This is a genomic window from Phyllobacterium sp. 628 (genome assembly GCF_014189505.1).
Classification (GTDB): Bacteria; Pseudomonadota; Alphaproteobacteria; order Rhizobiales; family Rhizobiaceae; genus Phyllobacterium.
Genome location: NZ_CP050303.1, coordinates 1 through 13362 on the forward strand (window position 1 = coordinate 1; position 13362 = coordinate 13362).

Genomic DNA, 13362 nt, shown 5'->3' on the forward strand with positions numbered 1-13362 from the left:
TCCGAACCGATCGATACCAATGATACGGAGCAAGGACGAGAGGCGAACCGGCGAACAGAAATCATCGTTACCGCCAACCCGAGACCTGAAAAAGACGCAACAACCGGTGCAGGCAACCAACAGTGAATATGCTCAACTGGATCTACACGATCCGCTCCTACATCGAAAGTTATCTCGGTTTCCTCAAGGGTGGCCGGTTCTGGTCGTTGATCTGGGTTGTCGCAATCTGCGTGATGATCTGGTTCTATGGTGAAAGCATTGCCTTTGGACAGTGGCGTCCTCTTGAGCCGCAGTATAACCGTATCGTTGCCATCGGCGTTGTTGTTGTTGGCTGGCTGATTTATCTCATTGTCTCGACAATCCGCCGCCGCCGCGCCGAAGCGGCAATGATTGATGCGGTCGCCGAGGATGGCACCGACTCGGAAACCGAAGCAAAGGAAGAAGTTGCCCTGCTTCGGCAGCGCTTGAAAGATGCGCTCCTGCGCCTCAAATCTATCAGCAAAAAGCGTTTCGGTTATGTCTACGACTTCCCTTGGTATCTGATCATCGGTGCGCCGGGATCGGGCAAAACAACAGCCCTCGTTAATTCCGGCCTCTCCTTTCCCTTCGCCGAAGAGATGGATGAACACAGTATCCAGGGCGTCGGCGGCACCCGCAGCTGTGATTGGTGGTTTACCGATGAGGCTGTCCTTATCGACACGGCAGGGCGCTACACCACCCAAGACAGTGATGTTACCGTCGACAGCACGGCTTGGCAGAGTTTTCTCGGCCTGTTGAAAAAGCACCGTCCGTTGAAGCCGATCAATGGTGTGCTGGTGACAATCAGCATGGAAGACATACTGACGCAAAGTGCGCAGGCGCGTTTCAAGGAAATTCGCATCATCAAGCAGCGGCTACGCGACCTTGAGGATCAACTCAAGGTGCGCCTTCCGGTCTACCTCATCTTCACCAAAGTGGACATGCTTGCCGGCTTCGGCGAGTTCTTCGATAATTTCAACAAGTTTGATCGTGAACAGGTACTTGGCATGACTTTCCCGCTTGGCGTCAGCCAATCGAAAGGGAAAATCGCCGAGGCCTTTTCCGGCGAGGTTGATCTGCTGCTGGAACGTATGCACCGCATTCTGCTGGAGCGTATGCAGCAGGAACCGGATGATCTGCGGCGCAGCAGCGTATTCCGGTTTCCCGCCCAGTTTGCATCGATCAAGAATGTGCTTGTTGAACAGATTGGCGAGCTGACCGCCAGTTCCAAACTGGTCAGTGCTCCATTGTTGCGCGGCGTGTATTTCGCTTCAGCAACGCAGACCGGCGCGGTCTATGACAAGGTCGGCCGCTCCACGTCCGAGCGCTTCTCATTCCTGCAGGAACCCAATACCACGGGTACCGTATCGCAAAAGACCTTCTTCCTCTCGCGCTTGCTGAATGATGTGATCTTTGGCGAAGCCAATCTTGTTACAACCGACATCAAGGTACAGCGGCGCAAGCGCATCATGTCGGCAATCTTTTATCTGGTGCCCTTGATCGTCGCAGGCGGACTGTTTGCAGGCTGGACACATGCCTATTTCACCAATCAAAGCACGATGAGCGCAGTGAACGAGCGGATTGCCTCGTATAATCGTGAGGCAACGTCGATTGCGATCGAGGATATTACGACCGATGATCTCAATCGCATTTTGTCGCCTCTGAACACATTGCGCGAAGCGATCACCACTGACATTGCGGGCAAAAGCCGCTGGTACCATTTCGGCACTGATCAGGAAGCAAAACTCAGCGAAAGCATGCAGGCCACCTACGCCCGTGCACTCAACGGTTTCCTACTCCCCCGCCTGCTCGTTCATTTGCAGAACAGGATGGCCGATCCCCAGATCACAACCGGTCAACTCTACGACACGCTGAAGCTCTATGCGATGCTTGGTGGGCTTGGACCACTTGACGAGCAATTTGCAACCCAGGCATTGCGGGCGAATTTCGATGCATCCCTGCCCGGTTCCGGAAGGGCACAGGCGCGTGAAAGTCTGCTCGCGCATAGTCAGGCACTCATATCCCGGCCCCTGACCGCCGTCACCCTCGACGATAATTTGATCAAGAAGGCACGGGAAAAGCTCAATGCCATCCCCCGCGCCCAATTGCTGTTTGAACTGTTGCTGATCTCGCCCGAAGCGCGGGCATTGCCGGAATGGCGGCCAATTGACAAGGCGGGATCAGGCGCCGAACTTCTGTTTTCCCGGGGAAGCGGCACGGATCTTCGCCAGGGAATACCGGGAGTTTTCACCCGTGACGGTTATTTCGACTACTTTCTGCCCCGCCTTGCCCAAATGTCCGAGCAGTTTGCTCGGGAAGGCTGGGTGATCGGGGAAGACCAGGCGCTGGCAGCATCGGGTGACAGTCTTAAAACCGATGTGCTGCGCATATATTTCAATGCCAACCGCAATCAGTGGGCGGCATTGTTGAACGACCTTGGCATTCGTGCCGTTCCTGACCTGATACAAGCTTCCGATATTGTGAGAATTCTCGCATCTGCCGATAATCCGTTGCGCACATTTGCCACGGCCGTTGCAGAAGCGACCAATCTTGATCCCCAGCAATTCTCCGCGCCAGCGAACCCGCCAAAACCGGTGCAAAAAGAAAGCGAAGTGGATGAAGCGCAGCGGCGTGCGGCGGAAGAGGCTGCGAAGCTCAATGCTGCACGGGTTCAGTCGTTGCAGGCGCTCACCGATGGTTTTGAAGCAAACATGCTTGACCCCTATGCGGCATTGCGCAAAGCCCTGCAGGCGCCCGAAGGACAGAAATCCCAGTTTGGCGATCTCGCGCCCGTGCTTGAGGAACTATCATTGCAGCTCAGCCGCGCGGCTACCAATGCGGGCGATGTAAATACGATTTTCGGCGTCGAGAGCAAGCTCGTATCAGCGAACCAGATGCTGGTAACGCAGGCGCAGCGCCTGCCCGAACCCGTCAGCCGCTGGATTGGCCGACTCGCCACGGACATCGCCCGGTTGTCGGCAACCGGGGCACGGCGATCCATTTCCGATCTGTGGCAGAGCACGGGTGGACGCTTCTGCAAGATCGCCATTGCCGGACGTTATCCATTCGATCCGAACGCGAACAATGATGTCGCCATCAATGACTTTATTCGCATGTTTGGCCCCTCCGGCGAGTTTGCAACGTTCTTTCAACTGCAGTTGAAACCATTCGTTGATGTGTCACAAACGCCTTGGCGTCTGACCGGCATGAACGGGGCTGAAGCTATCGCGAGCGATGCATTGGTGCAGTTTGAGAAAGCACAGACAATCCAGACAGCCTTTTTCTCCAAAGGTGGCAATGATCTAAGTCTGGATCTCGACATCATGCCGAACGATATGGACAATAACTCCACATCGGTGACGCTCGATATTAATGGCCAAACCATCGATTATGATCACGGCCCTGTCCAGACGAAGTCATTCCAGTGGCCGGGTCAGGGCAATCGTTCCGCCCGTATTGCTTTTAACCCTCCAGGCCCCAATTCGAGCATCAGCAAAAATGGACCTTGGGCAATGTTCCGCCTGTTTGACCTCGCACAGAAAAAGGTCACTAGCGAAGACCGGTTTACGGCATTGTTCAAAATGGGCAGCCGCAGCGCGAGCTTTGACGTCCGTGTTGGTTCCGTGCTCAATCCGTTTGCGCTGAAGGCACTTCAATCATTCCGCTGTCCGGAAGGGCTTTGAGGGATGATGCAGGCAAGAGATACAGTTCTCGCCGGCTATTACGGCAAAGTCCCATCCAAAGGCGATTTCATCAGCCGCCGACTTGATCGGGATGTCCGTTCCAAATTTGACCAATGGCTGCAGCTGGCGCTGCAGTCGAGCCGGGACATGCTGGCCGATGAATGGATGGAGCTCTATCTCAACGCACCGATATGGCGTTTTTACCTCGAAGCGAATATTTGCGGCCCCTACCCCGTCGTTGGCATGATGATTCCAAGTGTCGATAAATCCGGGCGTTATTTTCCTTTTCTCGTTGCCGCTCAAATCCCGGATTTTGCGCTTTCGGTTGCCTCCATCGCACAGGCGGATGAATGGTTGCATTCACTTGAAAGCACTTTGCTCAGTGTGCTCGATGACGAGTTCGATATCGATTATTTTGACCGTCAACTGACCAAAAGAGCTTTTGACCTCGGCGCTTTGGAATCACCGGGAACTGGTGTGTCTGCCGAAGCAACCAGTGCATTTGCGCCCCTTGCCGCAGCATTGGCAGGAAGCAAACGGGGAGCTCAGTCGGTCTGGTGGACATCCGGATCGGATCGGCGCAAACCGGGCATGTCAATATATCCTGGCTGGCCAGCGGCGGCGGCCTTCGCCTCATTTTTCAAGGATGACACGGCATCGTCAGCCTTCAACGAAGAATTTGCACGCGCCCGTCAAAGCGGGCAGTCGCTGCATAATAATGGTATGTTTTCTGAGGCCAAGAGCAGTAGCAATTTGTCGGTTGCCGGCCGGTCACATCGCGGGACATTGGCGGAGCAGAATACCGAGAGTTTTGTATTTCGCCTTGAGAAAGGCCTTGTCTCGCTTGCAGACGGCACATTCGGCCTCACCCGCAATGCAACGATCGCGCGTTTTCTCCTGGCCTCACTCGACAGTATCCCGCTACCAGACGATGTCGACGGCGCATTGCAACTCCTCACCAATCGTCTGGAAGAAGCGAAGCGGGCGCTGACAGAACGCCTTGATATCGCCGTTGCAGGCCTTGCCTTGCAGGCCGGGTCACTCAGTTTCATTTCGCGCCAGAACAGATTTGGCCTGCTGGTGCAAGGCAATGTACATTGCCTGTTGTTGCGTGACGGCAAGTTAACAGAGTTGACTGACACGGCTCTCGGCAACCGCTCAAGTTCAACATTGAAGCTGCAACTGCATGCGGCATCCACTACGGTGACAGGCGATCTGCTGCCGGGCGACCGTTTTCTTCTTATGACGGCAAACATCGCGCAAAATGCACTTGAGAGCAGCGTTTCAAGCCTTGTGAAAGGCAGCCGCATTGAATCGATTGTCGATCAGATCATCGACAACAGCTTGATCAATGGCGCTGCCGATAATCTCACTGTTATCGCCATTGCCATAGATTGAAAAAATCACGAGCCGGTGACGATGCCGGATCTGGTTGGCTGGAATCCTACGCCTTTATCAAAGCCGCGAAGGCGCAACGTCGTTTAAAGTCGCCCTCATCAAGGCGTAGCGTGGCCCACCTGTATGGATAACGAACCATACGGTCATCCGAAGCGGGCATATGCCCGCCCCACACGCTCAAAATTTGGCTTAGCCGGCCTTTGTGGTGGCGAGATCGTAAGACGCAATCATTGGCGACTGCGGGTTCGATTTTTCGTCGTATGGTGTGTACTTCACTTCCAGCTTGGTGAAGTTGAGACGCAACGTCTCCACCGGACGGTCACCATTGGAATCGATCGAATAATTGGCGATCAGCGTGTTGGTAAGCTTGTATTCGATATAGGTCTTGCCTGGCGTGTCAGTTGTCACAAAATGAATTGTCGCCAGCTTCCCCGAGCTGCCGGAAACAGCTTCCTGAAACAATTTCGTCGAAGAGGAATCACTGACCTTTGTCAGAACAACTTCACTGATTGTTGGTTCAGATGCTTCACGGTTTGCTGCCGAACCGGCTGACGTGCTCATTTTACGGCCAACATTCCAGTGAATGGCTTCGATGTTCATCCACTGCTTGTGCGTTTCGTGAGTTGCATCACCCTTGATTCCATCGATCTGCAAGTAAATCGGCATGCTTGTCTCCCTCAATTAAAATTTCATCACATAGAGAATATCGGAATGCGGAGAATTACCATAGGTCTATCTTGAGCTCGATCCGAAATTGACTATCGTCCACGAATGGAGCAGGCGTGAAAGGGAAACTTATCTTTGGCGGTGCGGACGGCTTGGTATCGGGCAACCACGAAGCGGTGATTTTGACCCGTTTCGAGGCTTGATAGTTGACATCCAATCGCCGGGTCGTCTCGTCGCCGGCTCTTTCCCAGTTTCCCGTCACGCCCCATTTCCCATCGGCGAGTCCAGCCGTTAATGATTTACTGGTGGTTTTAAACTTCTCGTTGAATTTCGCGCCACCTGCGAGCGTCGCAATCCCTCGGGTTACACTCATATCGACAGAACTATTGGTGACTTTAAAAAACCGGTCTGTCTCAATGCTCGCATTGGCGGCTATTGCCGGATCACTCGATTTTGCCTTGAAGTCAAAAATGATGTGTTTCTTTGAAGCATCGACGTAAACGCCCATGCTTGCATTTTCACCGTTAGCTTTGAGGCCTAGAGCCGATTTGCTCTTAGCGTCCAATACGATAGCTTTGCCGGGGTTGGGCATATATTTCCCCAACAGGTTTTGCTGGTCCACCGTTGGTGCGACCGGCTTGCCCGTGGGATCGAAAGCGCCCATTGCTGTAAAATGGCGTCCCTCAATCCGGCAATTAACAGCAAAAAGAATACAAGCATCCTGTGTAATGCCTGCAATGCCATAGTGCTGCGTATTCCCGATGCTGTATTTCCCGCAGCATGACAGGGATTTGTCTATGACTGCTTCCAGGGAATAGCCGTTGAAAATGACACCTGATAGCTGCCCGCCGCCAAAAAAAGGTGCTGCGGAAAGTGGTATGGGGAAAAATTGATCGTCAGCTTGTGTTGATTTGGGGCCCAATGGCTGAGTGCGTGGTGCTATTCCCATATTCTCTACCTGCCATGTAACGGTCTTTTGTCATAGACCAAAATCTGCGCGCCGATGCATGTTACACGGCAATGGAATCCAAATACCAAGTTTACATCGATAGTTGCGTATTTCAACATATTGATCACAGCAATTGCTTTGAAACATACCACCGCGGTTCACTAATGAACGATATTCCAAATTGCATTTAGTGCTCTACTTCAGGATATTCCCGAACTATCTTTGGCGCAGGAATCGGGTCAGATGGCCTACGATAGATATACGTCATCGATAACCTATTTGCCCGTTCACACGAAAAGAGAAACAACATGAATGTCATCCGCCGCAAATTCATGGCGCTCTTGGGCACGCTGATGATGACAAATGGGACCTCACGCGCCAGCGAACCAAATACGGCTGCGGCCGGCCAAAACACGGCTTCGAAAGCAGCGAAATCATCGGTAAAGCCTCGCCATGTCCTTTGCTTTCTCGGGGATGAACATGGTTTGGAGCGGCTTTCCAAAGCCGCTTCCGCTGCTATTGATAGTTTCGCCACCGGCTTCAGCATCGATGACACCTATTCCCAGGATGAGGCCGATGAGAATATGAGCAAATCGTTCGAGGTTTGCTGGGACCGGGTTGAGCCCAATGCCTGGTTGCAATCCGACGAAGAGGCCGTGGCAAACCACAAATCGGTGCTTTACGTCCTGGGGCCGCGCATGACGCCGGACAATGCGGTTACAGTTTCCGCAGGTGCCCTGCTGCTTGTGGACGAGCTTATCAAAGCAGGGGCAGTCGCTGTGAAGGGAGAGAGCGCGGGTGTTGCTCATGGCTTGATCCGGTGGCGCGAACTCATTCTGCAAGGCAGTGTGGCTCTGAAAAACGACGATGCCTTTGCGTTGAGTCGTACTTGTCGCCTGGCATTTGCCAAACGGCCCTTGGCCTCCGATACCTATCTGGAAAGTCTGGGCTACCATCTCGTGGGGCAACCCGAAGTCTTTGTGCCAAAGTCTCATGGTACCGAACTGGAATCCGTGGCTGTGATGGATGCCGTTGCAGATGATATTCTTCGACATGGATTGGAGCCAACCCTGAAAGATCGAGGAGCACCGTTGTCGTTCGCATCGGATTATGATGAGGACGAATTCAAATTCAATCCATACGGAGCCGTAAAGCTTCCGTCATGATTTTCTCCAGTCTCGTATCGGTATAAAACAGACGTGAGTCCACATGTGGACATGGCAATCGGCGGATTGGGGCAATCTTTGAATACGAACAACAGAGAATTTATCGACTGGATCGTGAAAGCAGGCATGTCCAGCGATGATCCGGAAAAATTCGTCGCTGCCCTCGCCGTGCGTATGGTTGATTACGGGGTTCCTCTTTACAGATTGCAGATCAGTGCACCTTCCCTTCACCCGCTGCACCAGGTTTTCAGCACAACATGGTATTCAGGTGGCCCTCTGCTCGTGGAGACTTTCGAGCATGGTCCTGTCGCCAACCTCGAGCTGGAGCAATCGCCGGTCAATCACCTCTTGTCGCAAAACGCCAGACAGGGACGGTGGGACCTGCGGGAACCAGCAAACCTGCAGGCATTTCCATTGCTTCTGACACTGGCCCAGAATGGATGCACGGATTACGTGCTGCGTCTTATTGATTTTGCACCCGGCACTGCCATTGCCGGAATGAGCATTTCCATCACCACGACGCAGCCCAGCAGATTTTCGGAGGAAGACGTCGCGTACCTCGACGCGGTCCTGCCCGCACTGGGTCTTGCGATCTTCCGGATGGCGGTCTCTCGAATGGCATCCGATGTTCTCGGCTTTTACGTGGGAGCGCAGACGAGCAACCGCATTCTTGGCGGCGATATTCAGCGCGGCGAAGGTCAGGCAATCTTTGCCGCCATTCTGCTGGCAGATCTGAAAAGTTTTACGGCGCTCAACGAACTTCATGCACCAAAAGACATCGTGCAGTGGCTGAACGAGCATTTCGAAGTGATCGGTGCGGCAATTGAAGCCCATGGAGGCGAGATCCTGAAGCTCATGGGTGACAGCATCCTGGCAATCTTTCCCGTTCAGGCGAACGACAGCTCAACGTCGGAAGTTTGCCGCGAGGCTTTGGCCGCAGCGCAGAATGCAATAGCGGCAACCAGCGTTCTCAACCAAAGCCGGATTGGCGGGCCTGCTCCCCAGATCGGGGTTGATGTCGTGCTGCATCTGGGTGAAGTTTTTTATGGCAATATCGGCGCAGCCCGCCGGCTCGATTTCACCGTCATCGGTCGCGCGGTAAACGAAACGGCACGGATCGAGGCGCTCTGCGATCCGTTGAACCGCAATCTCCTTTTATCCTCTTCCTTCGCTGAACATTGCGGCGCTCCAACCGAAGTTCTGGGTACGTTCAATCTTAGGGGCGTTGCCCAACCGCAAGCCATCTTCGGCGTCCGGGATTCCACCTCACAGACTTGAACGGAGCCTCGTCGCGCCAATTCCGCTTCTATGGGAAGGGCCTCAATACAAGCGGGTACTTGCTTTCCCATTCATCGTTCCTGTGAAATAGCCAACTCTGTTTTCGCATCGAACACATGAACATTTCCCGGTGCAATATAAAGCTGAATCTGGTCGCCTTTGCTGACATTTGGTCTGCCGCTATGTGCAGCGACCACCTGCTGCGATGCGATGGATGCCGTGACGAAGGTCATGCTGCCGGTGGATTCAACACCTTCCACAATCGCCTTTACTGCAAGATCGGCTGGCCCTGCTGCAAATGACAGATGTTCGGGGCGCAGGCCCGCCAGAAGCTGCATTCCGGGGACGAGCGTACGATCAAGTGCGATTGACTGCGTCTGGTCCTTCTCAAACACAACTTTCCGGCCGTCCGGGCTTACGGTGGCTGGAATGAAATTCATTGCGGGTGATCCGATGAACCCGGCAACAAACTTGTTCGCTGGCCGATCATAGAGATCCAACGGACTGCCTTGCTGCTCGACCACGCCCGCGCGCATAACCACGATATGATCAGCCATGGTCATTGCCTCGACCTGATCATGCGTGACGTAAACCGACGTCGCCTTCAACCGTTCGTGCAGTTTGCGGATTTCGCTGCGCATATGAACACGCAACGCCGCATCCAGATTGGAAAGCGGTTCGTCAAAGAGGAACACTTTCGGATCACGCACAATAGCACGCCCCATGGCGACACGTTGGCGTTGCCCGCCGGACAAAGCCTTGGGCAAGCGGTCGAGCAGTGCGCCAAGGCCAAGCGTTTCTGCCGCAACCCGCGTGCGATCCGCGATCTCCTGCTTCGGCCTCCGTTTCAGGCGCATCGAGTAGTTCATGTTATGCTCGACATCCATATGCGGATAGAGCGCATAGGACTGAAACACCATCGCCACGTCGCGCTCGCGCGGCGGTTTGTTGACAACACTTTCCCCGGCAATACGCAGATCACCCGAGCTTGTTTTTTCAAGCCCGGCAAGGGTGCGCAGCAATGTAGATTTGCCGCAACCGGAAGGCCCGACCAGCGCTACGAACGAGCCTTGCTCGATAGCAATATTGATATCCTTCAGCGCGTGAAACCCGCCATAATGCTTGTTCAGATGGTCAATCTCGATCTGGAGCATGGTTTACCTCATTTCAGCGCGCCGGCGGTAAGACCACTGACGATGCGCCGTTGCAGCAACATGAAAACGAAAAGGATGGGGGTCACATAGATGGCGGCATAGGTCATGATGCCATTCCAGTCATTGGCATTGGGACCCATGAAGGTCTGCAAACCGACTGTCGCCGTTTGCAATTCATTCTTGGCAATCAATGACCGCGCATAGACATATTCGCCGAAGGATTGCAGGAATATCAGCACCGACGTGACGAGAATACCATTGCGGGCAAGCGGCAGCATGATGTTGAAGAATGCACCAATGCGCGATGACCCGTCGACCAGCGCCGCATCCTCCAGCTCGCGCGGCACCTGCACAAAGGTGGCGCGGCAGAGCACGATATAGAGCGGCAGCATCTTGGCGGTTTGCGCCAGAATGACCGCCACACGCGGGCTTGCCAGAAGCCCAACCTGATTGAAAGCCACGAAAATCGGCGTCACCATCAGAGATGATGGCAGAACCTGCATCATGAGAATGGCAAACAGGGCAATATCCATCCAGACATTGCGCACGCGTGCCAGTACATAGGCACAACCGGTTCCCATCGTGGTGACGAGAACGGTGACGCCGATAGCGATCAGCAGCGAATTCCAGAGATAACCGCTCATGCCGCGGTTCTTCCAGACTTCGATAAAATTCCACTGAGGGTCGGTCGGCCAGAAAGTCGGCGGGTACTGGAAAATCTCCGTGGCGCCTTTAAAGGCTGTTAAGTACATCCAGTAGAGCGGGAACAGGTAGACTGCCGTCATCACCAGTCCAATTGCGAGAAGAATATAGCGCTTCATTGGCTCTCTCCTCAATAACTGTGTTCGTGGCGGGTGGAACGGACATAGACAGCGGCAACGATGATGACGAACAGGATCATCATCACCGAGACGGCGCTGCCGAGCGATATTTCGTACGTCTGGAAAGACAATTGCCACGACCAGTATTGCGCGACATTGGAGCTGTCCGCTGGGCCGCCCTGCGTCAGCGCGGCGATAAGATCAAACTGTTGCAGGGTGAAGATCACGCCAAGCGAAATAACCGCGCCGAGTTGCGCGCGCATCAGAGGCAGTGTGATCGACCAGAAACGTTCGAATGGTCCCGCACCATCAAGTTCCGCCGCCTCATAGACATCACGTGGGATGCTGGCGAGCCCAACGGAAAGCAGGATCATGTTGAAGGGAATACCGAGCCAGACATTGGCGATGATAACGGCATAGAGAGCCACATTGGGATCGGACAGCCAGAAGATACGCTCATCGGCAACACCAAGTGACATCAGCACATAGTTGATGACACCGAAATCTCCGGCAAACAGCCATTTCCAGATAGCGCCAACCACCAGAGCGGGCATGATCCATCCCGCGAGGAACAGACCGCGCAGATAGGTGGCACCGGGGAAATCCTGCTGAAAGAACAGGGCCAAACCAAAGCCGATGGACAATTGGAAGACAATCGACAAAACCACGAACTTGACCGTATTCCAGAACACTGTCTGCGCGATCGGTTGAGACAAGACCTCATAGTAGTTTTGCAAACCAACAAAGGGCCGGCTGAACGTGGTGATCGTAAACATGTCGACGGTCTGCAACGACATGATGATGTTGTAGACAATCGGAAACGCTGAAAATGCGATCAGATACAGCAGTGCCAATCCAAGCAGCAGAATATCAAAGCCGCTTCCATCCCGTATGGTTCTGATGATGCTCTGCACAGTGCCCTCCCGCGCCATGTCGATCATGTACGCCTCCGCACCAATAGATGCGGAGGCTCACTTGAATTATTTCTTCAGGGTGCCATCGATCTGTTTTTGCGCCGTTGCAAGCGCCGTCTTCGGATCACTTTGGTGGGTCAGCGACGACTGGATGGCTGTATAGATCGCCTTGGAGATTTTCGGCCATTCCGGATGCGGCCCACGATTGCGCGCATATTTCATGCTTTCTTCAAAGACAGCATAAATCGCCGGTACTTTCGGATTGTTGGACTGAACCTTTGTCGCCGGCAGAAAGCCAAAGCGATTCCAGACATCGGGCATTTTGGCGTAAAGAAATTCGAGCAGGATAAACGCTTCTTTGGGATGTTTGCTGTTGGCGAGAATGACATTATCGCCTTCACCCAAAGCCGAGGCGCGCGGCGCGCCTTCCTGCGGAACAGGAAGCAAGGCAGCGCGGAAATCAAACTTTGCCTCCTTGGTCATGCGCGGCAATTCCCACGGACCCGATATTACCATGGCAGCATTTCCGGCATTGAATGTGCCAGCTGATTCATATTGGCCACGGATCAGCGTATCAGGGGAAGCGAGCTTTTCATCAAGCAGTTTGCTCCAGAATTGCAGTACCTTTACGCCGCCCTCCGTATCGACCTTGTTGTAATCGCCGCCGGTCATCTGCAGCCAAGGCAAAAATTGGAACGTACCCTCTTCCGTGGCGACAGCGGAAAACGCCAAACCATAGATGTTCTTGGCCGGATCATTCAGCTTCTTGGCTGCTGTGTAGAGCTCATCCCAGGTCTTTGGCGGGTTATCGGGATCAAGACCTTTCGCTTTGAACATGTCGGCATTGTAGTAAAGTGCCAGCGTATTAGCACCGCGCGGCACGCCATAAATCTTGCTGTCCCACGTCACCGAGGAAAGCGGTCCCGGGAAAATATCGTCTTTCTTGATGACCTTGGATTCCGCCAGCATGGACGTCAAATCGAGAAGCAGACCGCGCGAGGCAAACAGCGCCACCTCAGGATTGTCGATATAGGTCACATCAGGTGATTCACCGGTGGCTGTGGCGCGCGCAAGATCATTGACCATGTCACGGAACTGAACGGTTTTTACGTTCAATTTGATATCCGGGTGGGCCTGTTCAAACTCGTCCTTGAGAAGATAAATGTACTGGTCCGGCCGGTCGATGGTCCAGATATCCAGCGTAACAGGCTCGGCCTGAGCGGCAGCGCCCGATAGCATCAATGCAGCGGCGGCAATCCAATGCGAAATGCGGTTCATAGTTTCCTCCTCGTGTTGCTCGGCACGGGCAGCGCGC

Annotated in this window: 10 protein-coding genes; 4 read left to right on the plus strand and 6 right to left on the minus strand. The window is 53.9% G+C overall.

The window, feature by feature from the left end:
• Positions 1–128: 128 nt before the first annotated feature.
• Both tssM and tagF read left to right on the plus strand, forming a co-directional pair.
• Positions 129–3701, plus strand: a complete 3573-nt coding sequence (gene tssM, locus HB779_RS22670; protein ID WP_244642945.1) for a type VI secretion system membrane subunit TssM — start codon at positions 129–131, stop codon at positions 3699–3701.
• Between the two features lie 3 nt (positions 3702–3704).
• Entirely contained in the window at positions 3705–5099 is a 1395-nt protein-coding gene (tagF, locus tag HB779_RS22675) for a type VI secretion system-associated protein TagF (protein ID WP_188346659.1), read from the plus strand.
• 189 nt (positions 5100–5288) lie between these two features.
• Here the strand turns inward: tagF and HB779_RS22680 are convergent, their stop codons facing one another.
• Together HB779_RS22680 and HB779_RS22685 are read right to left on the minus strand one after the other, a co-directional pair.
• Positions 5289–5765 (minus strand): type VI secretion system tube protein Hcp, encoded by a 477-nt coding sequence (locus tag HB779_RS22680; protein ID WP_188346660.1) that lies wholly within the window; start codon positions 5763–5765, stop codon positions 5289–5291.
• Positions 5766–5820: 55 nt separating this feature from the next.
• Positions 5821–6714 carry a hypothetical protein gene (locus HB779_RS22685; RefSeq protein ID WP_188346661.1) on the minus strand — a complete coding sequence of 298 codons (894 nt, stop codon included), beginning with the start codon at positions 6712–6714 and terminating at the stop codon, positions 5821–5823.
• Positions 6715–7022: 308 nt separating this feature from the next.
• Between HB779_RS22685 and HB779_RS22690 the strand changes: the two genes are divergently transcribed.
• Entirely contained in the window at positions 7023–7880 is an 858-nt protein-coding gene (locus tag HB779_RS22690) for a hypothetical protein (protein ID WP_188346662.1), read from the plus strand.
• Positions 7881–8006: 126 nt separating this feature from the next.
• Positions 8007–9158: an adenylate/guanylate cyclase domain-containing protein gene (locus HB779_RS22695; RefSeq protein WP_210302638.1), complete on the plus strand. Its 1152-nt coding sequence runs from the start codon at positions 8007–8009 to the stop codon at positions 9156–9158.
• A gap of 71 nt (positions 9159–9229) precedes the next feature.
• Here HB779_RS22695 and HB779_RS22700 read toward each other — a convergent pair whose 3' ends face one another.
• The 4 genes from HB779_RS22700 to HB779_RS22715 form a co-directional block, all read right to left on the minus strand.
• The gene (locus HB779_RS22700; protein ID WP_188346664.1) at positions 9230–10312 is read right to left on the minus strand and encodes an ABC transporter ATP-binding protein; all 1083 of its coding nucleotides are present in this window, start codon (positions 10310–10312) and stop codon (positions 9230–9232) included.
• An 8-nt stretch (positions 10313–10320) separates the two neighbouring features.
• Positions 10321–11133, minus strand: coding sequence for a carbohydrate ABC transporter permease (locus tag HB779_RS22705; protein ID WP_188346665.1), 813 nt, complete (start codon positions 11131–11133; stop codon positions 10321–10323).
• Positions 11134–11144: 11 nt separating this feature from the next.
• The gene (locus tag HB779_RS22710; protein ID WP_188346887.1) at positions 11145–12047 is read right to left on the minus strand and encodes a carbohydrate ABC transporter permease; all 903 of its coding nucleotides are present in this window, start codon (positions 12045–12047) and stop codon (positions 11145–11147) included.
• 66 nt (positions 12048–12113) lie between these two features.
• Positions 12114–13325, minus strand: a complete 1212-nt coding sequence (locus HB779_RS22715; protein WP_188346666.1) for a sugar ABC transporter substrate-binding protein — start codon at positions 13323–13325, stop codon at positions 12114–12116.
• Positions 13326–13362 lie beyond the last annotated feature (37 nt).